The following is a 25,113-nucleotide window of genomic DNA, read 5'->3' as shown; positions in this document are numbered from 1 at the left end:
GGCGTCAGGTGGGCAGTGCGGCTCAGCGGGCGCTGCCGAGGTTCCGGTCGGCGTCTGCGCCTTCGAGCATGAGGGTGGTCTCCTCGATGCGGCGGAAGCGGCCGTCGGGGGCGAACTCGGCGAAGAGGTAGACCTCCATGCGGACGGTGGAGCCGTCGGTCTTGATGACCTCCATCGTGTGGCGGTCGGCGTAGCGGTCACCGGACGAGAGTTCGTCGTGCACCTCGACCGAGCCACCGGCCACGACCGTGCGCAGGTGGGCGATGTGGGCCAGGAACTCGGTGCGGTCCGCCCACTCCCCGTCGGTGCGCTGGCGGTAGTCGGGGGCGAAGTGCCGGTCGGCGGCCTCGTCGAGGTCGAGGCCCGGGGTGAGGAGCAGGTCGGTCAGGGCGGAGCGGGCGTCGGTACGGGTGCTGGCGGTGGTCATGACGGTCCCTCGGGGTTCGTGATTCGACAGGAAGTGCGTGCTTCGAGCACGCATATGCACCGTACTACAGATTGCGTGCGTCGCGCACGCTATTCTTCGGGTCATGCCTGACGATGTGGGACACGAGATCGCCGACGCTCTTGGAGCCCTGCTCAGACGAGGCGCCCGAGCACGGCTGTACGCGCGCCTGACGGGCAACTTGGGCGAGGCGGTGGACGAGACCACCTACCCCGTTCTCAGTGGGCTCGCCCGGACGGGCCCTTGCAGCGCAGCCGACCTCGCGGGCGAGATCGGCCTCGACCGCTCCGGCGTCACCCGCCGCGCCACCCGCCTGGAGGAAGCCGGTCTGCTGTGCCGCGAACCCGACCCCGACGACCGCCGCGCCATCCTGCTCGCCCTGACCGAAACCGGACAGCAGGCGGTGCAGATCACCCGGCAGCGCCTCGTCACGATCATCGAAGCGTCCCTCGCCTCCTGGCCGCCCGAGGAGGCGCAGAGCTTCGCCCACCAACTCCACCGCTTTGTCACCACCGGTCCATTCGCGAAATCATGACGCCGGCTTCTCGGCCGGGTCGCCCGGGGGAATCCCACCCCCGAGTACCGGGCACGTCCGTTACCGTCTCGGTCCTGCTGCGGCGTACAGCACGGTGCCGGTCGCCAGCAGGGCCCACGCGGTCGTGGCGGACGCCGTCGTGGCGGGGGAAATGATCATCCAGCCGCCCACCTCTCCCGCGATGCCGGGCGGAACCGGGACGAGGAGGGTGACGGCGAGCCAGCCGATCGGCAGGGTCCATGCGAAGTGTGCCCCGAACAGCACCGCCCCGAGCGCGGCCAGGCCGATCAGGCCCGCACTGTCCCGGACGACGAGCGCGGCGGGGGCGAGCTCGGCTCCCGCCGCCTGGGTCGCCAGCAGCGCCGCCCCTGCGACCGCGCCGGCCAGCAGCGCGTGCGCCGCCCGCCGGGGCGCCCACCGGATCGCGGCCGTGCGCTCCAGTGCGACGTCCGGCCCACCGAGCCCGACGGAAGCGGCCGTCACGTTCGCGGTCAGGATCAGGACCGCGATCCCGAGGTCCATCGGGCCAGCGCCGTTGTGGTTGAGGGCCCACGCTGCCAGCGCGACGAGCGTGACCGCGGCGGCCGAGGTGGGCACCCGCCGTGAACGCGCGTACAAGGTCAGCCACCTCATCGCGGCGTCTCCCCCGCCAGCATCGAAAGCTCGTGGTACCCCGTGCAGGAGAGAGCGGCAGTGTGCACCTCGGCGATCCGCGAGCGCTGGTCGGCCGGTGACATCGCCGTCAGCCGCTTCCAGGCGGCGTCGGCGTCCGCCCAGGTACGTGGCGAGTACGCGTAGGTGTCCGGCCTCTGCAGCGCTTCGAACCGGCGGTCGCCGAGGGCCCAGCTCGCGACGATGCTCTGGACGGGGATGTCGAGCTGCCCCCGGCCCTCCCACGTGGTGCGCGGTGCGCAGTTCGGTGCCAGTCCCTGGGCGACCAGGAGTCGGGTCAGTTCCGCCCCCGTCGCACGGGCGATCAGCGGGTCGTCGAAGTCGACCAGCACCGCGTCGCCGGAAGCCTGGCGGTCGTCGCCGAGCGCGTGCAGCCGGGTGTCCTCCCGCACCGAGGTGGGCGCCTGGTCGCCCAGGGCGTCGTGCAGCACGCGCAGCGCGTCCCTGCCGCGCGGCGCGAGTTCGGGCAGGTGTGAGCGGTTGGCCTGAGTCACGCACACCGGTCCGTCGCAGACCGAGGTGGCGGCGGCCTTGTCGACCACGTAGGTGTCGCGTGCCGTGGCCGGGAGGATCACCAGGGCGAGCGCCGCGCCGACCAGGACGGGGGCCACCGCGAGGAGTCGGGCCCGGCGGGTCGCGGCCGACAGCAGGGCGAAACCGGTGGCGAGCAGGCCGAGCAGCCAGAGCGTCTGGCCGAGGTGCACGGAGCCGGACAGGGTCAGCAGCACCTCCCGCGGCTCCGAGGTCGCCGGGGACAGCAGGGCGAGCCGGTTCGGCGCGCTGCTCGACGGCAGTAGCCCCTCGTTGCTGGGCCGCAGGAGAAGGGTCGCCAGCAAGAGGAACACCGTCAGGGCCGGCGGGGTGAGCACGGAGGGAACGGCCCGTGCGACGCCCATGCCGAACACAGCCCCCGCGACGAGGGACAGCGCCGCCACCAGCGAGACCGGCAGCCAGCCGAGACTCGTGTAGGTGGTGGCGCCGAGGGCCACCTGGACCGCGCCCACGAGGACGAGGAGACCGAAGCCCGACGCCAGCACGATTGCCGTCGCGCCGGCCGGCAGCGCCGCACGGCGCCAGGGCGGCAGCGGCGTGGTCGTCAGCAGTTCGGTCATCCGCGAGCGGGAGTCGCGCAGCCCGTACACCGCCCCCGTGCCCACCACGAGCGGCCACCAGAAGGCCAGCAGGGACCGGGTCCACAGGGCCATGGAGGTCCACTGGGCCGTCCATCCCGCGTCGCCCTGCCACCAGATCCCGTCGATCAGGCAGAAGACCGCCAGACTGCCTCCCAGGACGACGAGGCCTGGCCACGGGGCGAGGGAGCGCTTCAGTTCGACACGCAGTCCGTTCACCAGGTGCCTCCCGGCTGCTCGCAGCCCTGGAGCAGAGCCGAGTAGCCGCGCTCCAGGGGGCTGTCGCCCGGATGCTCGGGGCCGCCCGCCGCCGCCAGGTCGTCCGGCGTGCCCTGGAAGACGAGGCGACCCTCGGCGAGGAGCACCACGTCGGAGCAGGCGGCCGCGACGTCCTCGACCAGGTGGGTGGAAACGACCACACAGGTGTCGCGGCCCAGTTCCTGCAACAGCTCGCGAAAGCGCAGCCGCTGCGCCGGGTCCAGGCCGACTGTCGGCTCGTCCAGCAGCAGCACCGCGGGATCGTTGACGATGGCCTGGGCGATGCCGGCCCGCCGCACCATGCCCCCGGACAGGGTCTTCATCCGGTGGTCGGCGCGGTCCGCCAGGCCCACCCGTTCCACGGCCCGCTGGACGGCCGCGGGGACGGCTGCTTTCGGCACCTCCTTCAACCAGGCCATGTACTCGACGAACTCGCGCACCGTGAAGCGCTTGTAGTAGCCGAACTCCTGTGGCAGGTAGCCGATTTGACGTCGCAGAGACCGGTGGTCGACCATCGCGCCCACGCGGGTGCCGAGCAGCTCCAGGTCGCCCTCGGTGGGGCGCAGCACGGTGGCCAGAGTCCGGATCAGGGTGGTTTTTCCTGCTCCGTTGGGTCCCAGGAGGCCGTGGGTGCCGGTGCCCAGGGAGAGGTCGAGTCCGTCGACGGCCGTCTTCTTGCGTCCGACGCGTACTCTCAGGCCGCTGGCGTGGATCTCCCAGGCGTAGGTTTTCGGCGCGGTGTCGGCCGCGCTCGTGGTGGGCGTCATACGGTGGTCCCTTTCGAGGGTCGACGATGGTTTCACAGCGTTGAGTACGCGTTTCTGCGGGCGATGACGGCACCGGTGCCGAGCGCGAGGAGCAGCCCCCACACGGGCAGTCGGTCGGGCTGGAGGACAAGCCGCAGGACAACGGGGAGGTGGCCGGTGACCCACGCGGGTGCCACGACGACGCCCCACGCGAGCGCCAGCCCCGTGGCGGCGCGGGTCACGCCGACCACGCTGCCCAGCGCCAGTGCGGTGGAGGTGAAGGCCAGCGAGGGCAGCAGCCACTGCGCGGCCGTCATGGTTCCGGTCAGCCATCCCCCCACCAGGAGCCCGGGCAGGACCACCACGAGAACCGCCGTGGTGCGCCGCAGGAGCAGGGGCAGGCCGGCTCGGGCGGTCGAGGCCGTCAGTTCGTGCGCCGGGTCCAGGCCGCGCGACCACGATGCGGCGACGCCGCACAGCGGTAGCAGGGGTGCGATCGCCGACACCGGAGAGGTGTCGCCGGAGAACGTCGGCGGCGCGACCGCGTCCAGCAGCAGTGCCATCAGGGTGACGGCGACGGTCATGGCCAGCCAGGGGGCCATGGCCGGTGTCAGCCAGGCCGCCACCCACCTCGGGCGGTGTCGCCTTGAGGGTGCCGGGACGGCCGCGTCCAGTTGCGGTTCGAGAGCGTCCCGGACGGTGTCGAGGAGCGTGGCGATGCCGGGCGCCTCGGTGGCCACACCGGCCGCCAGGTGGCTTCGGCACGGCGCGCACGTTTCCAGGTGGGCTTCGAGCGCCCATACTGTGTCCGCGGCCATCGTCGCGTCACCACGTGCGTAGTCGTCGATCAACCGCCTCGACGCGTGTTCCCCGCTCATCTCAGTGCCTCCCGCATCGCGATTCGGGCCCGGCGGGCGCGGGTCTTGACCGTGCCTTCGGGCAATCTGAGCAGGACGGCGGTCTCCCGGACGGAGAGTCCGTCGAGCACCGTGGCCTGCAGTACCGCTCGGAGTTCCGGCGCCAGTCGCCGCAGGGCGTCGCCGACCTCGCCGCCGACGGCCTTGGCGAGCGCCTCGTCCTCCGCCGCGGGCACCACCGCCCGTTCGGCAGCGGCGACCGGCGGTTCGGCGTGGTGGGCCCGGCGCCGGAACGCGTCGACCAGGCGGCGCGCCGCGATCGTCCACAGCCACCCGACGGCCGTCCCGCCGACCGCGCTCCCGGCGAACGCGCCGGCCGCGCGCCACACCGCCAGATAGGTCTCCTGCATGACCTCGGCGACGATCTGCTCGTCCGCGCAGCGACGGCGCAACCGCACCGCCAGCCACGGCGACGTGCGCCGGTACAACTCGTCGAACGCCCCGCGGTCACCTCTGGTCACCAGCCGGACGAGGCGTTCCTCGTCCAACTCGTCCAGTGCTCTCCTGCGTGATCTCACATGAGCCAGACGCCCGATGCTGCGCACGGGTTCTGCGCCTGACGTGACCTGCGTCATGGTGTCGCGCGCGGAGGATTGTGACGGGTGGCCGCCGCGGCCGCCCTGGCGGCGGCGATCGGCGCGGCCGCTGCAGTTCTCCACGCGGCGAGATCCGGCGGTGATCGCGGCGTTCGTGCGCACCCGGGTGTTGGAGCCGGAGCGGGAGGATTTCCGGCGGGGTCCGGACGAGCTGCCGGCTCACCGGGGGGTGGCGGTGACTTGAAGGTGGTGATCGGCTGTGCGTGACTGGGAGAGGGTGACGGCGGGCCGACCGACATCGAGGTGCTCCGGATGGGTTTCATCGGCACAGTGGGGCTGGTGCTCCACCCTGAGCGCACGTGCGCGCCCATCGTGGACGCGGTCGTCCGGTGGAGCCGGGCCCGGGGCGCGAAGGTCCTGGGGCTGGCGGCGGAGGTGGCACGGATCGGCTGCGAGGCCGTACCGGTCGAGGCCGACGAGATGGCCGCGAGCGCAGACCTGGTGATCAGCCTCGGCGGAGACGGCACGATGCTGCGCGCGATGCGGCTCGTGGTCGGTGGCCACGCGCCCGTGCTGGGGGTGAACGTCGGACGCCTGGGGTTCCTCGCCGAGGTCGACATGCCGGAGCTTCCCGCCGCACTCGACGCCATCGACGACCGCCGGTTCACCGTGGAAGCCCGCTCCGGCGTCCACGCCCGGTTCGGCGATGCCGGGGAGACGGCACTCAACGACGTGGTGCTCCTTCGCAGCCCCGGGCACAGGTCCGCAGCCGTCGCGGTGATGGTCCAGAACCAGCCCTTCGTGGCGTACACCGCAGACGCGGTCGTCGTTGCCACGCCGACCGGTTCCACTGCCTACAGCTTCTCCGCCGGCGGCCCGATCGTCTCTCCGAACGCCGAGGGGCTGCTGGTCACGCCCGTAGCTCCGCACGCCGCGTTCAACCGGTCCGTCTTCCTTTCCAGCGGGGAGGTGCTCGCCCTGGAGGTGCAGCCGCAGAGCGGTGATCTCGCCGTCGAGGCCGACGGCCTCCTGGTCGGCCACGTCTCGCCGGGCGACGTCGTCGAGGTGACGATGCTGCCCGGCGCGGCACGCGTCGTACGACTCGGCCACACCACCTTCTACCAACGGGCCCAGCGCAAACTCCGACTCACCGGGTCGGCGGAACTCGGCTGACCTGGGTCTGGTGGCGGTTCGCGATCCGCGGCTGCGGGCTGCCGGTGACGCGGACGTGGATCGGCAGCGACACCGGGCGCCGACGTGCCGGAGCTGTTCGCGGACGTGTTGGGCGGGGTGGGCGAGACCGAGGTACCGGTCGCCCAAAGGTCGGCAAGGGTCTCCTCGACGGGGGGCATGTCGGGCAGGTCGGGGGCGTCGATGCCCGGGGCGGTGCCTGGCAGCATGTCCGTCGCGGTCCGGGAGACCATCCCGGCGCCCCATGGGGCCTGGCGACGGGTCAACCCCAGGCTCGTGAACGCGCCTGCGCCGGCGAGGGTCTCGACGGCGGATGCGGGAAGCCGGGTGCGGTGGGCGAAGTCCTCGGTTTGTCTGGACAGCATCCCCGTCGACCACGACACCCGGTTCGAGCCGCCCACTCCGGGAGTGGACGGCTCCGAGGACGACGCGGCATGACGGCGGCCCTGCCCCCGTCGCGGCTGCGGCCGCTGCCCCGGACCGTCGCTCCGCTCCACCGCGAGAGCAAGGACTCCTACATCGAGCGCCTGGTACCGGCTACGTCACCGGGATCGGGTTCGTCGTGGATGGTCAGTGCTCCGGCGAGGTCGAGGTCGTCGGCGGTGCCATGTGCCCCGGCGCGGACGAGCAGCACTGCGCCGAGCGCGGTGCTCCAGAACGTCCTGGCTTCCACGTTGAGCGGTCGACGGGTCCTCCAGCCGCGACTGTCGATGAGCTGGCTCACGAAACGCTCGGATTGCCGGAACAGCAACTGGAGGTGCTGGTCGACCACGGAGGCGAGTTCGGGTCTGGAGATCCCGGCGGCGAGCGCTCGCGTGACCGACGGGAGCGAGGGCATGGCCAGTACGGCGCGGGCGATGTTGCGCCGAAATGCCGCCGCGTCGGGGGCTTGGCGACCGATGCGTTCGATCCGTCGGGCGTCGTGCAGCAAGCCGAGAAAGGCGGCGTGCACGAGGAGCGAGTCCTTGGAGCCGAAGTGGTAGGTGACCTGGTTGGGGAAGACGCCTGCCGCGTTCGCGATCTCCGCGACGCTCACTTCGGCGCCGGGCCGTTCCTTGCAGAGCCGTGCAGTTGCCTCGATCAGGCGACGCCTCGTCGCGCGACCTCGGTCACGCGACCGAGCCGACGTTGATCGATCTTCGGTTCGCTTCTTCTCCACAGCGAAATTGTATGTGATACAACAGGGCCGTTCGCTTGTATCGCATACAAGAAAGGTTGAGGGGCATGCACCGGACTGAAGTCGTCGTGACCGGACTCGGCGCGATCACACCACTCGGGGCAGACGTGGCGTCCACCTGGGAGGCCCTGCTTGCCGGCGAGTCGGGCATCCGCGGGGGCGTCCTGCGCGGCCACGAGGACGTCCGTCTTCCCGACACCGTCGCGGGGACGATGGCGATCGACCCCGCCGAGTTGCTGCTGCCGGTACAGGCCAGGCGGCTCGACCGCTCGCAGCAGGCGGCCTTCATCGCGGCGGCCGAAGCCTGGGCCGACGCCGGCACCCCAGAGGTGGACCCGGACCGGCTCGCCTCGGCGATCGGCACGGGCATCGGCGGGATAGGAACGCTGCTGAAGGAGGACGACGTACTGGAAGCGGCCGGGACGCGGCGCGTCTCGCCACGCACGGTCCCGATGCTCATGCCCAATGCGGCGGCAGCGCTGATCAGCATCGAATACGGCGCACGGGCCGGGGCCTACACGCCCGTCTCGGCGTGCTCCTCCGGTGCCGAGGCGATCGCTCTGGGGGCCAGGCTCATCCGTGCCGGCGAGGCGGACGTGGTCATCGCGGGCGGGGCCGAGGCCGCAACCACCCCGATCACCGTCGCCAGCTTCGCCCAGGCACAAGCACTGTCGAGGCACACCGCCGAACCCGCCTCAGCGTCACGACCGTTCGCCGCGGACCGCAGCGGATTCGTCCTCAGCGAAGGCGCCGCTGTCATGGTGCTCGAAAGCGCCGAGCATGCCAGCGCCCGAGGCGCGCGCGTCCACGCGGTGCTCGCGGGCGCCGGCATCGCCGCCGACGCCCACCACATCACGGCGCCCGCTCCCGACGGCTCCGGTCAGATCTCCGCCATGCGCAAGGCCCTCGCGCAAGCCGGTCTGGCTCCCGAGCGGATCAGCCACATCAACGCCCACGCCACCGGAACTCCGGTCGGCGACGCCGCCGAGGCACGCGCGATCAGGGAGGTCTTCGGCCACGCCACCGTGACAGCCCCCAAGGCCGCGCTCGGTCATCTCTTCGGCGCAGCCGGCGCGATCGAAGCACTCATCGCCGTCCTCAGCGTGGAGCACGGTGTCATTCCACCGACCCGCAACCTCACCGAGGCCGGCGTCGGTCCCGACATCGATCTCGATGTCGTCGCAGAGCGACGAGACGTCCCCCAGGAGGCCGTGCTCAGCAACTCCTTCGGCTTCGGTGGGCAGAACGTTTCGCTCATCGTCACCGGCACGCGGCACCACGCGTCCCGTACGGCCTCGACGACACCATGACCGACGCGAACGCACCGTAGAACCGGCGACACGGCGACACGGCGAAATGGCTTCGGGAAAGCAGGGCCGGGAAGCCTGCCGCTGACCGACCTCCGACCGGCGCCCCCGGCCGCCTCGAACCCGGCGGACGGAGTCCGGCACGGATCTGACTGCATGACCAGGTGAGGCCTCTCCAACACTCCGGAGAGGCCTCACCGATATCCAGAAACCGCGTTCGGCGGCGACCACGCTTCGACGCCGGCGGGCGGCGCGCTCCCGGCAGCCGGCCACGGCCCTCCCGGGCGTCCGGGAGGGCCTCAGGGCGGGCCGCGCCACCCGTCACGAGGACGAAGGTCAGGCGGCGGCGGCACCGCCACGTGGCGATCCTGCTCGCCGGCACACCCGACCCCGACGACACCGCCCACGCCCTGCTCGCCGCCCTGGGAGCCGAGCACGTCGCCGCCCTCCTGCCGGAACTCGGCGAACAGCGGATGCGCGCCGGCCTGCTCCGCCTCGCCCGGGCCATGACGTGACAACCACCCCGCCGGCCGGGGACCGGCACCATGCGCTGGTGGACCGTCCGGCTGCACGACAACGGCGGCGACGGCCGGCGCGAGTACGACGACGCCGCACCGGTCATCGCGACCACCCTGGAGTCGCCGGCCGCGCACGGGCCGCTCGGGCCGGTGGAGGCGTCGGTCGAGGCCGACCGTGTCCGGCGCCACCCGGGGTCCCGTCCGGTAACGAGAGAACCCGGACACGGGCCCGATCCCGTCAGGAAGCGAGTTCGGCTTCGCGAGGAACGCGGAACACCGCCGGGGTCGTCCATCCGCGCAGCGTGGAGTGAACCGTCGAGTGGAACGCGGCCTCGGCCGTGGCGGCGTCGAGAGCCCCCGCCAGTTCCAGCGTCACGAGCCCGTGCAGGGCGGCCCAGATCGACAGGGCGATCGACGGTGGGCCGGTTCAGGGCAGGTCGTCGTGATGACCGCACAACCATGCCAGCGCCATGTAGACGCCCAGTGCCCGTTCCGTCTCCCCTGCCAGGCCCGTACCCTGCCGAATGTGCACCTGCGCGGCCTGGCACTCGGCGAGCAGCTGCGCCCTGCACGGCCCGTACGCGCCGACGGCGGCGTTCGCGGTGACCGGCGCGCCCACCTGGGCACCCACGGCCCACCGGTAGGCCCCCAGCAGCCCCCGTTCGAAAGGGGTGCGGGCCGCGCTCACCGCGTCCAACGCGGCGAACACCTCGTCCACCAACCGCACCCCCACCATCACCGCCGTCGTGTCCTCGATCGCCATGATGCCGACGCTACGGGCCCCACGACACCGACGCCGCACGGTCACCGCGCAAACGCCCCCGTCCAGGGGACAGTCCCCCTGAAAGGCATCCTTCTCGGGTGCGGGCCGCGCGAGAGGGGAATCGGGGGATGCGGCCGGGATTCTGCCCTGACTCCAGCCGCCCCGAGGCCGTCCGACCCCGAGACGGCACGGGGGGATGCCGGGACTCGTGGCACGGACGGCCTGGGTGCCGAGCGAGGCGGGGGGCCGCCCGAGCGACTCCGCGCCCCGGCCTACCTGACCCGAGCCGACGGTCGAACCGGGCTGGCGCCCCGCGCACGGACATCACCGGCTGACATCGGGACCGGTCCGAAACCCCTTGGACGGCACCGGGACCAGCCTGCTGAAATGGGAAACGGCCGCTGTTGGGTCGAAGGGATGCGGCGATGACCGAGATCAGGCTGCACCTGTCGGTGCGCGGTCTCACCGACGCGGACCTGCCGGCCTGCACCTGGGCCGGCTCACCCAGGCACGTACGCGAGCTCGTCCACCAGATCCGCCGCGCCGAGGCGGGCGAGATCGACTACCTGGCGGTGTGCACGCCGGTCGGGCTCCCGGTGGCGGTCGGCGGCATCGACTACACGGTCAGGCCCGGTGCCGGCACTCTCTGGCAACTCGGCGTCCATCCGGCCCTGCAGTCCTGCGGGATCGGCACGCTGCTGATCCGCTCCGCCGAGCAGCGGATCGGCGCCCGGGGCCTGACCCGCGCCGAACTCGGCGTCGAGGAGAGCAACCCGCGCGGCTCGACCTGGTCGTCTCCACCCTCGAACGGTTCCGCCGGCCCGCCGCCTGGGAGCAGTACGCCATCGCCCGCTCCCAGGTGCTGGTCGACCGCCGCGACGGGGAGGTCACCCGGATCGTCGCCGCGATGGGACGGCTCGGCGCCGAGGAGGCCTTCCAGTCGGGCGCCGCCCTGCTGGACGCCTACGCCAACGCGCTCTACCGCTCGGTCAAGAACCACCGCGACGGCAACCCGCTCGCCGGCCACCTCGACGCGGCCGCCAGCGTCGGATTCCTGCTCGACCTGCTCTTCGCCCTGGAGCGCCGCCCGCGCCCCTACAACAAGTACCTGGCCTGGGAGCTGGACCGGTTCCCGCTGCCCGGCTGGGAGAGCGCCGCCCTGCTGGACACCGTCGCCCGGATCACCGCGACCGGCGAAGTGGCGTCGCAGCAGCGGCTCTTCACCCAGGTGGAGGCGGCTGCCCGGGCCGCCGGCCACGCGGCGGTGCTGGACGCCTGGGGCGAGGACCTGCTGTTGATGCGGCCCCACCCGGACTCCCCGGCCCACCAGCCCTCCTGACCTTCGGGGCGCCGAGAGCTTGGTACGGCCACTTCGCCAAAACCGCCGTCTCCTCCCGAGCCGCAGCCACCCTCGCCTCACTCCTCACACGGGCCTGACCCTTTGACGACACTGCCTACGGCTACGGGCTACGGCTACGGCCGTCCGGTCTACGGTTCGGCTCGGGCGGGAACCGCCCGAGCGGCGTCAGGCGTCGATCGGCCGCAGCACCGCGTAGTACGCGAACGGCGGACCGTACAGCCGGGCGACCCGCAGCCCGGCCCCCTCCGCCAGGCTGATCAGCGAGGACGGCCGGATCTGATGCCGGTCGAAGAACTCGCCGACCACCAGCCGCCCGAACGGCTTCAGCACCCGGCGCAGTTCGGCCAGCGTACGCGCCGGATCCGGGATCTCGCCCAGCGCCGTCACCAGGTAAGCCGCATCGAACGAGTTGTCCGCAAAGAGAAGTTCATGTGCGTCGGCGCAGCTCGGCACGATGTTGTCGACGCCCTGCTCCTTGGCCCGGCGGCCCACGTGGTCGAGCATCTCCTGCTGGATGTCCACGATGTCCAGCTGGCCGTTCGGTCCCAGCTGCGGTGCGACGTGCAGCGACTGCAGGCCGGTTCCGGGGCCTATCTCCAGGATCCTCTCGCCCTCCCGGGCCTGCAGCACGTGGTCCAGACGCTTCAGAGTCAGGAACGGCAGCGGCAGGTCGAGCAGCCAGCGCTGGGAGTACGGGTACGGCGCGGAGTCGGTGAACCACCAAGTGGCGACGGCGGCGGCAGCGCCCGCGCCCATCAATGCCCGCGAATTCATCATCATTCCTCCATTAATGTTGGATTTGGCCACCGAAGCGTTCCTGATGGACGATCAGTTGTGTTTGCGTGCGATCCGCTTGCGTCAGCGCCGACTTCGTCGGCAGTCGGCCCGAGCGGGCCGAAGGAACCGCCCGTGGACCGCCGTTGCGGCAGACCGGGGACTTCCCGAAACGGACCGGACCGCGATCCGCTCAGCGGCCCGGCCGAGGGAAGGTCCGGGTCGCGAGAACCGCGCAGGCCATCGCCAGCGGCAACTCGGCGAAGACCGCCATCAGCACCGCCAGCTCGAAGTCCGAACCCGGGGCAGCCGTCATGGCGTCGAACCAGGCGTCGACCAGCAGCAGGGCCGAGGTCGCGGCGGAGGTCAGGCAGGCCCGGCAGTCGCCGCGCCTGAGGAGCAGTCCGGTGGCGAGCAGGCCGAGCGCCTCAGAGCTGTCCAGACCCGTCCACGTCCAGGCCCAGTGCGAGGCCTGAGCGGTGGCCGGCAGCCCGGTGTGCAGGAAGACCAGCCAGGGAATCATCGCCATCCCGAGCACGGTGAGGACCGTGGCCGCCCGGCGAAGCAGCAGGGGGAGCGTCGAAGCGGCCGCGGCCTTCGGAAGGATCAGCGGGACGCCGGAGCCCGGACCGGCGTCCACGCGGACCGGACGGAGCGAATGAACGCCGGTCAACTGAGTGCTCGCCATGACACCTGACTCCCTCCCGTGCACGCCCCTCGGGCACAACATCAGCATGTCGTTCACGCGCGCCCGAGGCAGTAGCACTCCTATCCGACTTGATGGTGGTGCTACGTACACCTTCCGCATCCGGCGGCACTGCGGGGAGATCCGACCCTGCCCCCGCCAGAACCAGTTGGAATGCTGATCGATTGCGCTCCGCAGGGGCCGTCCGGACTGATCACCAGGTGGGCCTTCGGGGGACCTCGGTAGCGGCAGCGGCGCATGCCGTGTCCGTGGACGCACTCGTTGATGGTGCCCTCGATACCGGAACGCACCGACCACCGGCGATCGCCCCGGGCCGGCGGGAACAGCCGGTCAGGCCCGGGACGCTCCGAGGAACCGCAGCACGGCCAGGACACGGCGGTGGTCCGCGTCGACCACGGGCAGGTCGAGCTTGGCGAAGATGTTGTTGATGTGCTTGGCCACGGCGCTCTCACTGACCACCAGCGCCTGCGCGATGCCGGCATTGGAGCGCCCCTCGGCCATCAGGCCGAGCACCTCCCGTTCGCGGGGGGTCAGCCGTGCGAGCGGGTCGTTGTCGCGGCGCAGCAGCAGCTGGGCGACGACCTGCGGGTCCAGAGCCGTGCCCCCGTCCGCCACCCGCCGCACCGCCGCCACGAAGTCGGCGACATCGGCGACCCGCTGCTTGAGCAGGTAGCCCACACCGCTGGTGTTCGCGGACAGCAGGTCAGCCGCGTAACGCTCCTCCACGTACTGCGAGAGCAGCACCACCGCCGTCCCCGGCCAGCGCCGGCGGATCTCCATCGCCGCTCGCACCCCCTCGTCGGTGAAGTCCGGCGGCATCCGGACGTCGATCAGGGCGAGTTCGGGCCGGTGCTCCGCCACCGCCGCCAACAGTCCTTCCGCATCGCCGACTTCGGCGGGGACCTGGAACCCGCCCATCTCCAGCACCTTGGTCAGGCCGACCCGCAACAGCACCGAGTCCTCGGCGATCACCGCGCGCACGGCAGCTCCGCGGTGATGGTGGTGGGTCCCCCAACGGGGCTGCTGACGTGGAAGGCCCCGTCGAGGGAGCCGACCCGCTTGGCCAGCCAGCTCAGCCCCGTGCCGCCGGCGGCGTCGGCACCGCCCAGCCCGTCGTCGGTAACGCGCACGCGAAGCACCCCGCCCACCCGACGGACGATGACCTCTGCACGCATCGCGCTGGCGTGCTTCGTCGCATTGGTCAGCGCCTCCGAGATCACGAAGTACGCGACCGACTCCACGCTGGGCGCCACCCGCTCCTCCAGATCGACCCGCAGCCGCACCGGCAGGGGCGTGCGGGCGGCCAGCCCGGACAACGCCGCGTCCAGACCTCGGTCTTCGAGCACGGCCGGGTGCAGGCCCCGCACCAGGTCATTGAGTTCGGCGATCGCCTCCTTCGCCTCCAGGTGCGCTCTCGCGATCACCTCGCGGGCGTCAGGCAGGTCCGGGCGGGTGGCAATGGCCAGACCCAGGTTGACCGCGAGAGACACCAACCGCTGCTGGGTTCCGTCGTGCAGGTCGCGCTCGATCCGGCGGCGCTCCGCGTCGACGGCCTCGATCAGGTCGGTCCGGCTCACGGCCAGCTGATCGACCCGCTCCTGGAGCCGCTGCGCCCGGCTGGGCCCGAGCAGGCCCAACGCCAGCCACGCCTCTGCCCGGACTACTGCCCGCGCGGTCCAGGGCAGGGCGCACAGGAGGAGGAGTCCGGCCGCTGTGTAAACCGGCCGCTGGGTCAGGTTGCCGAACCAGTCCTGGCGGATTCCGGTTGGCAGCGCCCATGCCCAGGCGTAGACGGTGGCGCCTGCCAGGCCCGCCGCCGTCAGCACGAGCACCAGCAGCTCCAGCATCGCGAGCAGCGGGCCCAGCACGAGGTGGTAGCCGATCTTGCGCCAAGGCCGCGTCGCCGCGAGCCACCGGGCGGTCGAGGCCCACGTCCGTTTCTCCGGCGCGGTGGGGGTGAGCCGGGGGACGTCCACACCGATGAGTACCCGGTAGCGGGCCCGCTGAACGGCCGTCAGTACCGGGGTGCCGAGCAGGACGAGGGCGGCCGACGTGGGAACCGTGAGGAGCCAGTTCCCCGTCCTGGCGGTAGTCGTCGCCGCCCAGGCCCACACGGGCACCAGCGCCAGGTGCGGCGGCACACCAGCGGCAAGGAAACCGGTGTCCCGCCGTGCCCGGAGGACCGTGCGTCTCAGTCCAGCTGGAATCGTCATGGCACGACGGTAGGGCACCGCAGGAGGACGGTGCCATGAAACCTGTACCCGGTCTCATGGTGAACCCAGTACCCCCACCGCAAATCTTGATCTTGGCCTGTGGGCGGTCGGCACCTCGGGTCGGTAGGTCGGCTCTGCTGGCCGCTGGCAGGTGGACCGGGCCGGTGGAACAGGCAGGTCGATGGGGTAGCCGGCCAGGTCGTGGCGGTGGGCCGGGACGTGCCGGTCGAGGACGGCGACAGCATCCTCGGTGCGTCCGGCGTCGGCCAGGAGCCTGGCGACAGGGAGTTGGGAGAGCCTTCCCCCGCTGCCGGCCCAAGGCGCCTCGGTGCGGAGCGGAGCGGGGCGGTCAGCCCAGGGTGCGGTCGAGGTTGAAGGCGGCGCTGATGAGGGCGAGGTGGGTGAACGCCTGGGGGAAGTTGCCTTGCTGCTCTCCGGTGTGGCTGATCTCTTCGGCGTACAGGCCGAGGTGGTTGGCGTAGGTGAGCATCTTCTCGAAGGCCAGGCGGGCATCGTTCAGGCGTCCGGCGCGGGTGAGGGCCTCGACGTACCAGAAGGAGCAGATCGAGAAGGTGCCTTCCTCGCCTTCGAGGCCGTCCGGGCTGGCCTTGGGGTCGTAGCGCCAGACCAGGGAGTCGGACACCAGTTCCTCGCCGAGGGTGTCGAGGGTGGACAGCCATACGGGGTCGTTGGGGGAGATGAACTTGGTCAGCGGCATCATCAGCACCGCGGCGTCCAGTACGTCGCCGTCCTCGTGCTGGACGAACGCCTGCCGGGTGGGCGACCAGCCCTTGTCCATGATCCGCCAGTAGATCTCGTCCCGGACCGGGCCCCAGCGGCCGAGCTCGGCGGGAAAGCTGCGGCGCCGGGCGATGCGGATGGCCCGGTCGATGGCCACCCAGCACATCAGGTGGGAGTAGAGGAACTTCTTGCGTCCGCCACGGGTCTCCCACACGCCCTCGTCCGGCTGGTCCCAGTGCTCGCAGACCCAGTCCACCAGGGCGCACACCCCACGCCAATGGCCGCTGGAGATGGGCCGGCACCATTTGTCGTACAGGTAGACGGAGTCGAGCAGGGCGCCGTAGATGTCGAGCTGCAGCTGCGTGGCGGCGCCGTTTCCGACTCGCACAGGCGCCGAGCCACGGTAGCCCTCCAGGTGGGGCAGCTCGCCTTCGGGCAACTCGGAGCGTCCGTCGATGCCGTACATGACCTGCAGCGGCCCGGAGGGTCCGCCGCCGCGCCGCTCGATGTGCCGGGTGAGGAAGCCCATGAACGCCTCGGCCTCCTCGGCGAAGCCGAGCCTGAGCAGGGCGTAGACGGCGAACGCGGCGTCGCGCACCCACACGTAGCGGTAGTCCCAGTTGCGGCCGCCGCCGATCTGCTCGGGCAGGCTGGTGGTGGGCGCTGCCACGATCGCGCCGGTGGGGGCGTAGGTGAGCAGCTTGAGGGTGAGGGCGGAGCGGTGCACCATCTCCCGCCATCGGCCGTGGTAGCGGGACTGGTGCAGCCAGCGCCGCCAGAAGGCGACCGTGGCGGTGAACTCCCGCTCGGCCTCGGCGTGCGGGCAGCGGCCCGGGAGCGCCTGACCGCCGGCCTGCTCCAGGGCGAAGACCGCGGTATCGCCCTGGGAGAGTTCGAACTGCGTCCACACGTCCTTCTCGTCGCACTCCAGCGGCACCGTGGCGGTCAGCGTCAGCGACAGTGCCTCGGAGGCGAACACGGCGGCCTGGTCCAGCATCCGCACGGTGTGCGGGTCGGCGCCATAGCCGAACCGGGGGGCCACCCGGGCCCGGAACGGGATCTTTCCGCGCACGCACACCACCCGCCGGACCAGCCTGGGGCGATCAGCCTCGCCGGGGTCCGCCACGGGCATGAAGTCCTGGATCTCCCCCAGCCCGTCCTCGGTGAAGAACCGGGTGATCAGCACATTGGTGTCCGGGAAGTAGAACTGCTTGGTACTGGCCGGAACGGCGGCAGCCAGCTCGAACGCCCCGCCCCGATCCGCGTCCAGGATGGCCGCGAAGACACTCGGGGAGTCGAAAGAGGGGCAGCAGTACCAGTCGATGGTGCCGTCGGTGCCCACCAACGCCACCGTGCGCAGATCCCCGATCAGGCCGTGCTCCGCGATCGGCAGATACCGGACGGACTCGTGCTGTTCCGGCGCTCCGGACATCGCAGCAACCTCCCTTTGCCTCTGCCTCTGTTTGAGTCCTTCCCGATCGCGGGGGCATCAGGCCGCCCGGCGAGGGCATCCACCAGACCGGACAAGCGGCGTTGAACCGACTGGCACAACAAGACCGGCGCCACTCGGCTACACCGTCATGATTCCGAGCGGGCACCTGCCACGGCCCTCCTCATAGCATGGAGATGCACGCGGTCTTCTTCGCGAAGTGGATACCGCCATGGCGGATGGCGAGGACCTGGAACAAGGTGGCGTCCAGGATCTACTGGACCAGACGCTCACCGGGGCGGTGGGGAGCCTCGGCGCGTCTTCAGGGGCGATCGTGCTGCTGGAGCGCGGCGGCGAGGTGCTGAGCCTTGAGGTGACGGCCGGGATTCCCCCGGAGTTCTTCAGCCCGCTGCGGCACATGCGGCTGGCCACCGCGACACCGGATCCGGTGCTTGAAGCGGTGCGCGAACGCCACCTGGTGTGGATCAGCTCCAGCGAAGACCTGGCACGCCGCTATCCGCACGTCGCCCTGTTCCTACCGTACCCGCGGGCCCACGCCATCGTCCCGATCGCCAGCGGGCACACTGCCTGGGGCGCACTTGCGGTACTGATGCCCCCTGAGCGGTCGCCTGAGCTCAGCGCCTGCGAGCGCCGCACGCTCACCGCTGCCAGCGACCGCATCGCGCAGGTGCTGCACGATGCCGCCGACGCTGGACACCCCCTCCGCCCCGCACCCGAGCCCCGGTTCATCACCTTGACAAACCCCGCCTCGGCCAACCCCCCGGCCGCGTTCCTCTCTCGCCTGCCTGACGGCGCGTGCTCCCTCGACCCGAATGGGAGGATCACCTTCGTCGACCCCACCGCCGCCGACCTGCTGGGCGCCAGCATCCCGCACCTGCTCGGCACCCGGCTGCGGGAGGCGCTGCCGTGGCTGGATGATCCGGCCTACGAGCATCGGCTTCAGGACGCGGCCATCAGCCAACTGCCGACCTCGTTCACAGCGGTACGGCCACCCGACAGGCGCCTGCTGTTCCAGCTCTACCCTGACCGCACTGGCCTCAGCGTGCGCATCAGCGCAACCGACAACGCGCCCCCCGCGACGGCACCGACTGATGGCGGCGCCGGGCCGGACCGTTTGGACGCGATGCGTCATCTGGTACGCCTGGCCGGCACCCTGGCGGAAGCGGCGACCGTCCGCGACATCGTCGACCTGGTGGCGGACCACCTCATGGTCCCCTTCCGCGCTCAGGGCTTCCTGCTGCTGGTCCCCGAGGCCGGACGGGTCCACGTCGTCGGCCACTGCGGCTTCGCCCCCGAGTTGCTGGACTCCCTCAACCACACGCCCTTGACGGCGAACACCCCAAGCGTGCTGGGTCTGACCGCCGGGGTCCCGTCCTTCTTCCCCACCCGGGACGAATTCCACGCGGCCTACCCAGCAAGCCCAGCCATCGACGGCGGCATGGCCGCGTGGGCGTTCCTGCCGCTGATCGTCTCCGGGCACCCCATCGGGACCTGCGTGCTCGGCTACCAGCAGCCGCACCCCTTCACCTCCGACGAGCGCACCCTCCTCACCTCCCTCGGCGCCCTGATAGCACAAGCCCTCGGCCGAGCACGGCAGTACGACGCCGAACACCAGCTCGCCCACGGACTCCAGGCGCGCCTGCTGCCCCACACCCTGCCGAAGATCCCCGGCCTCGACGTGGCCGCGCGCTACCTGCCCGCCAGCCACGGCGTGGACATCGGCGGCGACTTCTACGACCTCATCCGCCTGACGACCACCGAGGCCGCCGCGGTCATCGGCGATGTCCAAGGCCACAACGTCAGCGCCGCCGGACTGATGGGGCAGGTCCGCACCGCGGTCCACGCCTACGCCATCGCAGGCGCCACCCCCGGCGAGGTCCTCGCCCGCACCAACCGACTACTGACCGACCTCGACCCCGACCTGCTCACCAGCTGCCTGTACGCGCATCTCGACCTCGCCCACCACAGCACCCGGCTGGCCACCGCCGGACACCACCCGCCCCTGCTGCGCCGCCCCGACCTGCACACCGAGATCCTCGACGTACCGCCAGGGCCCCTGCTGGGCGTGGACCCCGCAGCGTCCTACCCCACCACCGAAGTCGCCCTGCCCCCCGCCACCGTCCTCGCCCTGTACACCGACGGACTCATCGAAACCCCCGGCACCGACCACGACACCAACATCACCGAACTCGTGACGGCCCTCTCACACGCCGGCCACACCCTCGACGGCATCGCCGACGCGCTCCTCGACCGAGCCCACCCGTCCGGCAACCAGGGCGACGACACCGCCCTCCTACTCCTGCGCAGTTGATCACCGCGTCGGTGCCCGCGCGCGGTCCAGCGAGTCCGCGGGGTGCGCGTCCTCGACCGTGGGCTGGGCGCCAGTCCCGCCGATCCACCGATCCGTGGCGTCCTCCACAAAGGGTGGAGCCGCGTGTTGAAGCTCCGCCCGATCCGGATGCGGGCACCGCCTGTGCAGCACAGTCCCGTCAGTCGCGGGCACGGAGGCTGGCTTCCTCGAGGTCGAGTTCGCGCTGGATCCGGCGCCGGGTGGTGTTGCTGATCATGTTCGCTTCGTAGAGGCGCTGGAGCTCGGCCTCCTCGATGCCGATGAGTGTCCGGCGTATCTCGCGGTAGGCGTCGGCGGGACGGGCGTCCGGGTCGCTGTAGTGGGCGTCTTCCGCTTGGTGGATGCGCGCTTCCAGATCGCGACGCGCCTGTTTGAGGGCGGTCTCGGCGGCGGTGCCCAGTTCGGCGAGCTCATCCAGATCGCCGAGTTGTTTGAGCTCTTCGAGAGCGGTGTGGGCGATGCGTCGGCGGGTCCGGGCCTCCTCGCGGGCGGTGTGCTCCGGTTCCAGGGCGATGCCCGAGCGGCGGACGACAGGAGCGAGGGTGAAGCCCTGGACGATGACGGTGAGCGCGACGGTCCCGGTGGTGAGCGTGAGGATGAGCGCCCGGTGCGGCAGCGGTGCCCCCGTGTTGGTGACCAGGGGGATGGAGAGCGCGGCGGCCAGCGGCATGACGCCTCGGGTGCCCGCCCAGGACAGGACGGCCGGAACGCGCCAGGAGAGGCGGCTGTCGCCCTCCTTGTGCCGGTAGTGGATCAGGGCGGACAGCGGGAAGATCCACAGCAGGCGGATCGCCAGCACGGTGAAGGCGATCACCGGCACCCACAGCGGCCAGCCGTGCTCGTCGTGCGTGAGGTGACGGACGGCGGAGGGGAGCTCGAGACCGATGAGGGCGAAGACGACGCTCTCCAGCAGGAAGGTCACGGTGTCGTAGACGGCGTGGATCTGGAGACGGACGGGGGCGTTGCTGAGCTTGTGGCCGGTGCTGCCGAGGACGACCCCGGCCACGATGACGGCGGTCACGCCGGAGGCGTGCGAGTCCTCCGCGATGACGTACGAGGCGTACGGAGTGACCAGAGCGATGACGGTCTCCAGCACGGGGTCCTCGGTCCGTCTGCGGATGAGGGTCACCACTGCGGCGACCGCCGCGCCGATGAGGGCTCCTCCGCCCGCGAGGATCAGGAACTGCTCGATGGTCCCGGACACGGTGATGGCGCTGCCGGAAACCGCAGTCGCCACGGCGACCTTGTACAGGACCAGCGACGTGGCGTCGTTGAACAGGCTTTCCGCCTGCACCATGGCCTGCACACGCGGTGGGAGGGACAGGCGGCGGCCGAGTGCGGTAACGGCCACGGGGTCGGTGCTGGCCAGGACGGCGCCGAGGATGAACGCGGTCGCGGTGGTGAGCGGGGTGATCGCTCGGGCGACGTACCCGACGGCGACGGCCGAGGCCAGGACCAGACCGAAGACCAGGCCGGTCACGGGCCGCCACACGCTGCGCAGGTCGCGGACAGAGATTTCCCCGGCCGAGGCGTAGAGCAGTGGCGGCAGCACCAACACGCTGATCACGTGAGGCGGCAGGCGGACCTCGGGAACCCAAGGTATGAGCCCGGCGACCAGACCGGCGATGACGAGGAGCGAGGGAGCGGGCAGGCGCCAGCGCCGGGCACCGGTCGCCACTGCCGTGGCCAGGACCACGAGCAGCAGGATGACGGTCAGGCCAGTCATGCAGCGTCCCCGGTGGGTTACGGCTTGTTACCCCCCTTTGACCAGGTGCTCTACCAACGTAACCGGATTACGGACGCCAGCCCACCGCCAACGGCGGCCTCGCGTGCGGAGGCGCGGGCGGCGTCCTGGGCCGCGCGAAGGGCGCCGAGCGAGGCCGGGTCGATGCCGGCCGGCAATCGCCAAGCAGTGGGGGCGGGGGCGACCGAGCCGCCGCCGAGTGATCACCGCTGAAAAGACCTCAAGGGCTGCGCTGATCAAGTACTTGCAACGGCCGCATCATTTCATTGTCCTCATGGTCCACAATGTGACAGTGCCAGACGTACCGTCCCGCAATGCCAAACCGAACCTTGACTCGGGTGACATAGCTTGGCAATGCGATCACGGTGTCCTTGTATCCGGCTTCCCCCGGCTGTGGGGGTGACAGTTCGCCGCCCGTGATTGCCCGGCGGCCGAGGACCTGGAATCCGATCTGATGGATGTGGATGGGGTGGGCGTCGCTGGTGAAGTTGTACAGTTCCCAGATCTCGGTGTCGCCCTTCACCGGCGTCTCGGTAACCGGGTCCGACCAGAGGAGCGGGGTGGCTGAGCCACTTGGCGCGACTGTGCCGAGTGTGTCCATCGTGGGCGCGCCGGTGAAGTACGCGGAGTCCTCTTCGTTGAGTGACAGCTTCCGGACCGTCCGGCTCTCGGGAAGCGCCGGCACCGGAGGGAGCACGATCTGCGACGGCGGGACACTGGTGTCGGTGGAGGCGAGGGAAACGACAGCGAATTTCATGACCTGCCCTGTGGTCGTGATATTCGCCGGCGTGAAGTCGGTCACCGGCGTTCCGCCGCTGTACGCCTCGTCCGGGCCTTCGTTGATCAGGTAGAGCCCGGTGCCAACTGGGGTGCCGGTGAAGTCGACCACCACGTCGGCACGCTCTGCGGGGGCCAAGAGGAGTTGATCCAACCGGATCGGGGCTGGCAGGAATCCCTGGTCGTTCCCGATCTGCCAGATGGGCAATTCAGGGCTGACCGGGCGGGGGGCAGTGGCGTCAGCCACGATCTTCAAGATGAGAGTACGGGCGTTGCTCGCGTTGAGGATGCGCAGGCGGTACCGCCGCGGTTCCACGTTGAGGACCGGCCAGGTGTTCCCGTTGACGACCATCGTGGTCCCGAAGAACTCCGGGTTCCAGATGGGCGAAATATCGGTGTAGGGGATCCATGGACCGTCCGGCGGGGTGTCCCCGAAGTCTCCGCGACTGCTGGGGAAGAACACCGACCCGTCCGAGTTGAAGGACTTGTCCTGAACCACCAGGGGGATTTCGTAGGGGTGGGCACCGTGTGCCCCGTCCCGAGCCGATGCCGACCCAGGAAGCACTCCCAGGGGGAGATCAGCAGGTCCACCTCGCAACAGGTAGAAACCGGCAAGGCCCGCGTAGACATTCACCCGAGTCATGCCCAGGGTGTGATCGTGGTACCAGAGAGTTGCGGGACGCTGATCATTGCCGTACGCGAACGTTGCCGACCCGGGGCGCCAGCGGACGCCGTAACGGTCACGGAACTGCTCGGCGAACCGATCGTAATAGGTACCTACGCGAGCATAGTCACGAGGAATATCACGAGATGCCGGCAGGTACCAGGCTTCGGGGTATCCGTCACTCTCTTCTCGGCTGTACCCACCGTGCAGATGGGTCACGATGGGGACTGGTCCCGTGTACGGCCCCGGAGTGGTCGAGAAGGTGGGCCGCGAATCACGTCCGGCCATTCCGCCAGGAGGATTCGCCCAATGCAATGTGGGATCCACAGCGCATAGATGGGGCAGGTGGAAGCCGCGCGAGGTGACGAGGTCGTTGACCCATGTCACGGAGATCGGCCGATCCACACGGGCTTCAATGGTCGGGCCCGGCGTATGAAACGATTGCGGGTGGCCCACAGCCCCGTAACCCCAGACCGTGGTGGCCGGCATCCCGAGCGGCAGCATTTGCTGTCGGAACTGACGGATCGCGATGCGGTAGGAGTCCCGGCCCTCGCTGGGCATTGCCTCGAGAAGAAAGAGTGGCGTTCTGTACTTGGGTACGGATGACGGATCGAGCGCGCCTCCCGGCGGCCGTGAAGGATGCGGGTGGCGCCGACCGTTTCGAAGAGCACCCGGCCCGGACGGAGAATTGACGGCGTAGGCATGCCCGTCCGCAAGTGCGCCGGCGAAACCTACGGCACCGACTGCCGCAACCGTGGTTCTGAGCAGATCGCGTCGACTCGACAGAGAACTCTCGGCGACATCAGCAGCCTGCGAATTCTCCAGAGGATCGGTATCCTTGATCACCGTCGAATGGTATGCGCACGACATGGGGCGCGGGCGTTATTTCTGCCGGTCGACATGCCCCACCCCTCAAAGTCGGATCATTGGACTATTACTACAGTGGCAGATCTTCCTTCCAGCGATCGAAGCCGATCGGTCGCCGAGATCGCCCAGGCCCGGCTCGACCCCAACCGCTCAGGATCCACTCGAAGGGCCTACACGACCACGAGAGGGCCCGTGCCACGCGGATCGCGCGGGCGCGGGCCCTCTCGGGTCATCCCAGTGGTCCCTGTCCGGCCCCCGGGGTGAGGGGGAGGGTGGTCAAGGTCTCGGCCGCGGTGCCGGCGGCCGAGGGGTGGCTCAGTACCAGTGGTGGGTCTGCCAGAACGCCCAGGCGGCGTTGGGGCTGCCGTAGCGGGTGTTCATGTAGTCCAGCGTCCACTTGATCTGGGTGGCGGGGTTGGTCTTCCAGTCCGCGCCCGCCGAGGCCATCTTGGAGGCCGGCAGGGCCTGGCCCAGCCCGTACGAACCCGAGCTCGGGTTGGTCGCCGTCACGTTCCATCCCGACTCGTGCGACACGACCTGGCTGAAGGAGGCCAGCTGGTCCGCGGGGACGATCCGGGCGGCGACGGCCTGCGGGGAGGCGTCCGCGGCCGAGGCGACGGCGGGGACCACGGCGGCGCCCAGGGCGGTCACACCGGCGGCGCCGGCCAGGATCGCGGCGGAGGTACGCATACGGAGCTTGAAAGCGGGCATGTAGAGCAAGACCTCAATCGGGTTGGGCCGAGTCGCGTCCCGTCCTGGACCGTGGCCGGACAGGGGCCATGACGGTCACGGGGCGTGACTCGGCAGTAGGCCGTTCACCGGCGAGACAGGAGCCGGTGTGGCGATGCAGCAATTGTTGCCAGGTGGGATCGGCCGCCGACAAGACCCCCCTGTTACGATCCGCCGTCGTATTCGGGGATTGGCCGACCTCGACGCGCACGGGCGGGTTGCGCGGTCGCCACGATGCTGAGCTGGGCAAATGTCGCGATCTGGGTAGCGGGCGGCGCCGGGAGCGACCACTATCGCCCGTCGTGGACCTTTTTCGGCGTGAGTGGGCTCACTCCATATGTCGAGGTTTGTCCGATTTGTCGGTCGCGGACCGCATCGCCGCCGCTGCTCCGAGTGCAGACGATCTTCCCGGACCTGAGTCCCACGTCACACTCGGATACGTGAATCGCCCACCCTGTCGGCGTGATCAGAGCCCGTATGGATCGCCGAGCCAAACCCGAACGGAGTACACCTCGCCCGGCAACTCCCCCGCCCCGCCATCCG

22 protein-coding genes and 2 pseudogenes are annotated in these 25,113 nt (G+C 70.6%); 7 read left to right on the top strand and 17 right to left on the bottom strand.

Annotation, left to right across the window (positions count from 1 at the left end):
* Positions 1–22: 22 nt before the first annotated feature.
* Entirely contained in the window at positions 23–427 is a 405-nt protein-coding gene (locus tag BOQ63_RS05425; RefSeq protein ID WP_030556971.1) for a nuclear transport factor 2 family protein, read from the bottom strand.
* Positions 428–530: 103 nt separating this feature from the next.
* On the opposite strand from BOQ63_RS05425, the gene BOQ63_RS05420 reads away from it, so the two are divergent.
* Positions 531–980, top strand: a complete 450-nt coding sequence (locus tag BOQ63_RS05420) for a MarR family winged helix-turn-helix transcriptional regulator (RefSeq protein WP_030556969.1) — start codon at positions 531–533, stop codon at positions 978–980.
* 60 nt (positions 981–1,040) lie between these two features.
* On the opposite strand, the gene BOQ63_RS05415 is transcribed toward BOQ63_RS05420, so the two are convergent.
* From BOQ63_RS05415 to BOQ63_RS05395, 5 genes are read right to left on the bottom strand one after another with little or no spacing between them, the layout of a single operon-like run.
* Positions 1,041–1,613 carry a hypothetical protein gene (locus tag BOQ63_RS05415; RefSeq protein ID WP_072653551.1) on the bottom strand — a complete coding sequence of 191 codons (573 nt, stop codon included), beginning with the start codon at positions 1,611–1,613 and terminating at the stop codon, positions 1,041–1,043.
* Positions 1,610–3,001 carry a hypothetical protein gene (locus tag BOQ63_RS05410; protein WP_072653550.1) on the bottom strand — a complete coding sequence of 464 codons (1,392 nt, stop codon included), beginning with the start codon at positions 2,999–3,001 and terminating at the stop codon, positions 1,610–1,612. The genes BOQ63_RS05415 and BOQ63_RS05410 overlap by 4 nt, the downstream gene beginning before the upstream one ends.
* The gene (locus BOQ63_RS05405; RefSeq protein ID WP_072653549.1) at positions 2,998–3,807 is read right to left on the bottom strand and encodes an ABC transporter ATP-binding protein; all 810 of its coding nucleotides are present in this window, start codon (positions 3,805–3,807) and stop codon (positions 2,998–3,000) included. Before BOQ63_RS05405 ends, BOQ63_RS05410 begins: the two co-directional genes overlap by 4 nt.
* Before the next feature lie 32 nt (positions 3,808–3,839).
* Entirely contained in the window at positions 3,840–4,664 is an 825-nt protein-coding gene (locus BOQ63_RS05400; RefSeq protein ID WP_072653548.1) for a zf-HC2 domain-containing protein, read from the bottom strand.
* The gene (locus tag BOQ63_RS05395; RefSeq protein ID WP_454130754.1) at positions 4,661–5,164 is read right to left on the bottom strand and encodes an RNA polymerase sigma factor; all 504 of its coding nucleotides are present in this window, start codon (positions 5,162–5,164) and stop codon (positions 4,661–4,663) included. Before BOQ63_RS05395 ends, BOQ63_RS05400 begins: the two co-directional genes overlap by 4 nt.
* Positions 5,165–5,560: 396 nt before the next feature.
* Here BOQ63_RS05395 and BOQ63_RS05390 point away from each other — a divergent pair, with 396 nt between their 5' ends.
* Positions 5,561–6,412, top strand: coding sequence for an NAD(+)/NADH kinase (locus BOQ63_RS05390; protein WP_043388989.1), 852 nt, complete (start codon positions 5,561–5,563; stop codon positions 6,410–6,412).
* A gap of 532 nt (positions 6,413–6,944) precedes the next feature.
* Here the strand turns inward: BOQ63_RS05390 and BOQ63_RS05385 are convergent.
* Positions 6,945–7,589 carry a TetR/AcrR family transcriptional regulator gene (locus tag BOQ63_RS05385; RefSeq protein WP_046385564.1) on the bottom strand — a complete coding sequence of 215 codons (645 nt, stop codon included), beginning with the start codon at positions 7,587–7,589 and terminating at the stop codon, positions 6,945–6,947.
* A 65-nt stretch (positions 7,590–7,654) separates the two neighbouring features.
* Between BOQ63_RS05385 and BOQ63_RS05380 the strand changes: the two genes are divergently transcribed.
* Positions 7,655–8,917: a beta-ketoacyl-[acyl-carrier-protein] synthase family protein gene (locus BOQ63_RS05380; protein ID WP_072653546.1), complete on the top strand. Its 1,263-nt coding sequence runs from the start codon at positions 7,655–7,657 to the stop codon at positions 8,915–8,917.
* A 356-nt stretch (positions 8,918–9,273) separates the two neighbouring features.
* Positions 9,274–9,429 carry a hypothetical protein gene (locus BOQ63_RS05375; protein ID WP_232543194.1) on the top strand — a complete coding sequence of 52 codons (156 nt, stop codon included), beginning with the start codon at positions 9,274–9,276 and terminating at the stop codon, positions 9,427–9,429.
* A gap of 241 nt (positions 9,430–9,670) precedes the next feature.
* Here BOQ63_RS05375 and BOQ63_RS05370 read toward each other — a convergent pair.
* Both BOQ63_RS05370 and BOQ63_RS05365 read right to left on the bottom strand, forming a co-directional pair.
* Positions 9,671–9,847 (bottom strand): annotated as a pseudogene (locus BOQ63_RS05370) (TetR/AcrR family transcriptional regulator); the annotation flags it as partial.
* Between the two features lie 12 nt (positions 9,848–9,859).
* Positions 9,860–10,195, bottom strand: coding sequence for a hypothetical protein (locus tag BOQ63_RS05365; protein ID WP_072653545.1), 336 nt, complete (start codon positions 10,193–10,195; stop codon positions 9,860–9,862).
* Positions 10,196–10,620: 425 nt separating this feature from the next.
* On the opposite strand from BOQ63_RS05365, the pseudogene BOQ63_RS05360 reads away from it, so the two are divergent.
* A pseudogene (locus BOQ63_RS05360) lies at positions 10,621–10,974 on the top strand (GNAT family N-acetyltransferase); the annotation flags it as partial.
* Positions 10,975–11,054: 80 nt separating this feature from the next.
* Positions 11,055–11,534, top strand: a complete 480-nt coding sequence (locus BOQ63_RS05355) for a hypothetical protein (RefSeq protein ID WP_050366284.1) — start codon at positions 11,055–11,057, stop codon at positions 11,532–11,534.
* A 186-nt stretch (positions 11,535–11,720) separates the two neighbouring features.
* On the opposite strand, the gene BOQ63_RS05350 is transcribed toward BOQ63_RS05355, so the two are convergent.
* The 5 genes from BOQ63_RS05350 to BOQ63_RS05330 all read right to left on the bottom strand — a co-directional run bounded on the left by BOQ63_RS05350 (position 11,721) and on the right by BOQ63_RS05330 (position 17,421).
* The gene (locus BOQ63_RS05350; protein ID WP_079183416.1) at positions 11,721–12,362 is read right to left on the bottom strand and encodes a class I SAM-dependent methyltransferase; all 642 of its coding nucleotides are present in this window, start codon (positions 12,360–12,362) and stop codon (positions 11,721–11,723) included.
* A 160-nt stretch (positions 12,363–12,522) separates the two neighbouring features.
* On the bottom strand, positions 12,523–12,969 hold the full coding sequence (locus tag BOQ63_RS05345) for a hypothetical protein (RefSeq protein WP_360329342.1): 447 nt from the start codon (positions 12,967–12,969) through the stop codon (positions 12,523–12,525).
* A gap of 396 nt (positions 12,970–13,365) precedes the next feature.
* Positions 13,366–14,016: a response regulator gene (locus BOQ63_RS05340; protein WP_030556943.1), complete on the bottom strand. Its 651-nt coding sequence runs from the start codon at positions 14,014–14,016 to the stop codon at positions 13,366–13,368.
* Positions 14,004–15,248 carry a sensor histidine kinase gene (locus BOQ63_RS05335; protein ID WP_030556941.1) on the bottom strand — a complete coding sequence of 415 codons (1,245 nt, stop codon included), beginning with the start codon at positions 15,246–15,248 and terminating at the stop codon, positions 14,004–14,006. The genes BOQ63_RS05340 and BOQ63_RS05335 overlap by 13 nt, the downstream gene beginning before the upstream one ends.
* Positions 15,249–15,597: 349 nt before the next feature.
* On the bottom strand, positions 15,598–17,421 hold the full coding sequence (locus BOQ63_RS05330) for a glycoside hydrolase family 15 protein (RefSeq protein WP_072653543.1): 1,824 nt from the start codon (positions 17,419–17,421) through the stop codon (positions 15,598–15,600).
* Between the two features lie 229 nt (positions 17,422–17,650).
* Here BOQ63_RS05330 and BOQ63_RS05325 point away from each other — a divergent pair, with 229 nt between their 5' ends.
* Positions 17,651–19,750 carry a SpoIIE family protein phosphatase gene (locus tag BOQ63_RS05325; RefSeq protein WP_030556937.1) on the top strand — a complete coding sequence of 700 codons (2,100 nt, stop codon included), beginning with the start codon at positions 17,651–17,653 and terminating at the stop codon, positions 19,748–19,750.
* A gap of 178 nt (positions 19,751–19,928) precedes the next feature.
* Here the strand turns inward: BOQ63_RS05325 and BOQ63_RS05320 are convergent, their stop codons facing one another.
* The 3 genes from BOQ63_RS05320 to BOQ63_RS05310 all read right to left on the bottom strand — a co-directional run bounded on the left by BOQ63_RS05320 (position 19,929) and on the right by BOQ63_RS05310 (position 24,552).
* Entirely contained in the window at positions 19,929–21,515 is a 1,587-nt protein-coding gene (locus tag BOQ63_RS05320) for a Na+/H+ antiporter (RefSeq protein WP_030556933.1), read from the bottom strand.
* Between the two features lie 238 nt (positions 21,516–21,753).
* A complete protein-coding gene (locus BOQ63_RS05315; RefSeq protein ID WP_454130623.1) occupies positions 21,754–23,820 on the bottom strand; it encodes a multicopper oxidase family protein in 2,067 nt (688 codons plus the stop codon).
* 336 nt (positions 23,821–24,156) lie between these two features.
* Positions 24,157–24,552 (bottom strand): aggregation-promoting factor C-terminal-like domain-containing protein, encoded by a 396-nt coding sequence (locus BOQ63_RS05310; protein ID WP_030598418.1) that lies wholly within the window; start codon positions 24,550–24,552, stop codon positions 24,157–24,159.
* Between the last annotated feature and the right edge of the window lie 561 nt (positions 24,553–25,113).

The organism is Streptomyces viridifaciens, assembly GCF_001888885.2.
Lineage (GTDB): Bacteria > Actinomycetota > Actinomycetes > Streptomycetales > Streptomycetaceae > Kitasatospora > Kitasatospora aureofaciens.
This window is presented reverse-complemented; position numbering and strand designations above follow the sequence as displayed.

Bases quoted from the DNA above. Each gene is read 5' to 3' on its own strand.
- BOQ63_RS05405 (WP_072653549.1), bottom strand. From the start codon at position 3,807: ATGACGCCCACCACGAGCGCGGCCGACACCGCGCCGAAAACCTACGCC.
- BOQ63_RS05420 (WP_030556969.1), top strand. From the start codon at position 531: ATGCCTGACGATGTGGGACACGAGATCGCCGACGCTCTTGGAGCCCTG.
- BOQ63_RS05400 (WP_072653548.1), bottom strand. From the start codon at position 4,664: ATGAGCGGGGAACACGCGTCGAGGCGGTTGATCGACGACTACGCACGT.
- BOQ63_RS05335 (WP_030556941.1), bottom strand. From the start codon at position 15,248: ATGACGATTCCAGCTGGACTGAGACGCACGGTCCTCCGGGCACGGCGG.
- BOQ63_RS05330 (WP_072653543.1), bottom strand. From the start codon at position 17,421: ATGTCCGGAGCGCCGGAACAGCACGAGTCCGTCCGGTATCTGCCGATC.
- BOQ63_RS05325 (WP_030556937.1), top strand. From the start codon at position 17,651: ATGGCGGATGGCGAGGACCTGGAACAAGGTGGCGTCCAGGATCTACTG.
- BOQ63_RS05320 (WP_030556933.1), bottom strand. From the start codon at position 21,515: ATGACTGGCCTGACCGTCATCCTGCTGCTCGTGGTCCTGGCCACGGCA.
- BOQ63_RS05365 (WP_072653545.1), bottom strand. From the start codon at position 10,195: ATGGCGATCGAGGACACGACGGCGGTGATGGTGGGGGTGCGGTTGGTG.
- BOQ63_RS05310 (WP_030598418.1), bottom strand. From the start codon at position 24,552: ATGCCCGCTTTCAAGCTCCGTATGCGTACCTCCGCCGCGATCCTGGCC.
- BOQ63_RS05380 (WP_072653546.1), top strand. From the start codon at position 7,655: ATGCACCGGACTGAAGTCGTCGTGACCGGACTCGGCGCGATCACACCA.
- BOQ63_RS05425 (WP_030556971.1), bottom strand. From the start codon at position 427: ATGACCACCGCCAGCACCCGTACCGACGCCCGCTCCGCCCTGACCGAC.
- BOQ63_RS05415 (WP_072653551.1), bottom strand. From the start codon at position 1,613: ATGAGGTGGCTGACCTTGTACGCGCGTTCACGGCGGGTGCCCACCTCG.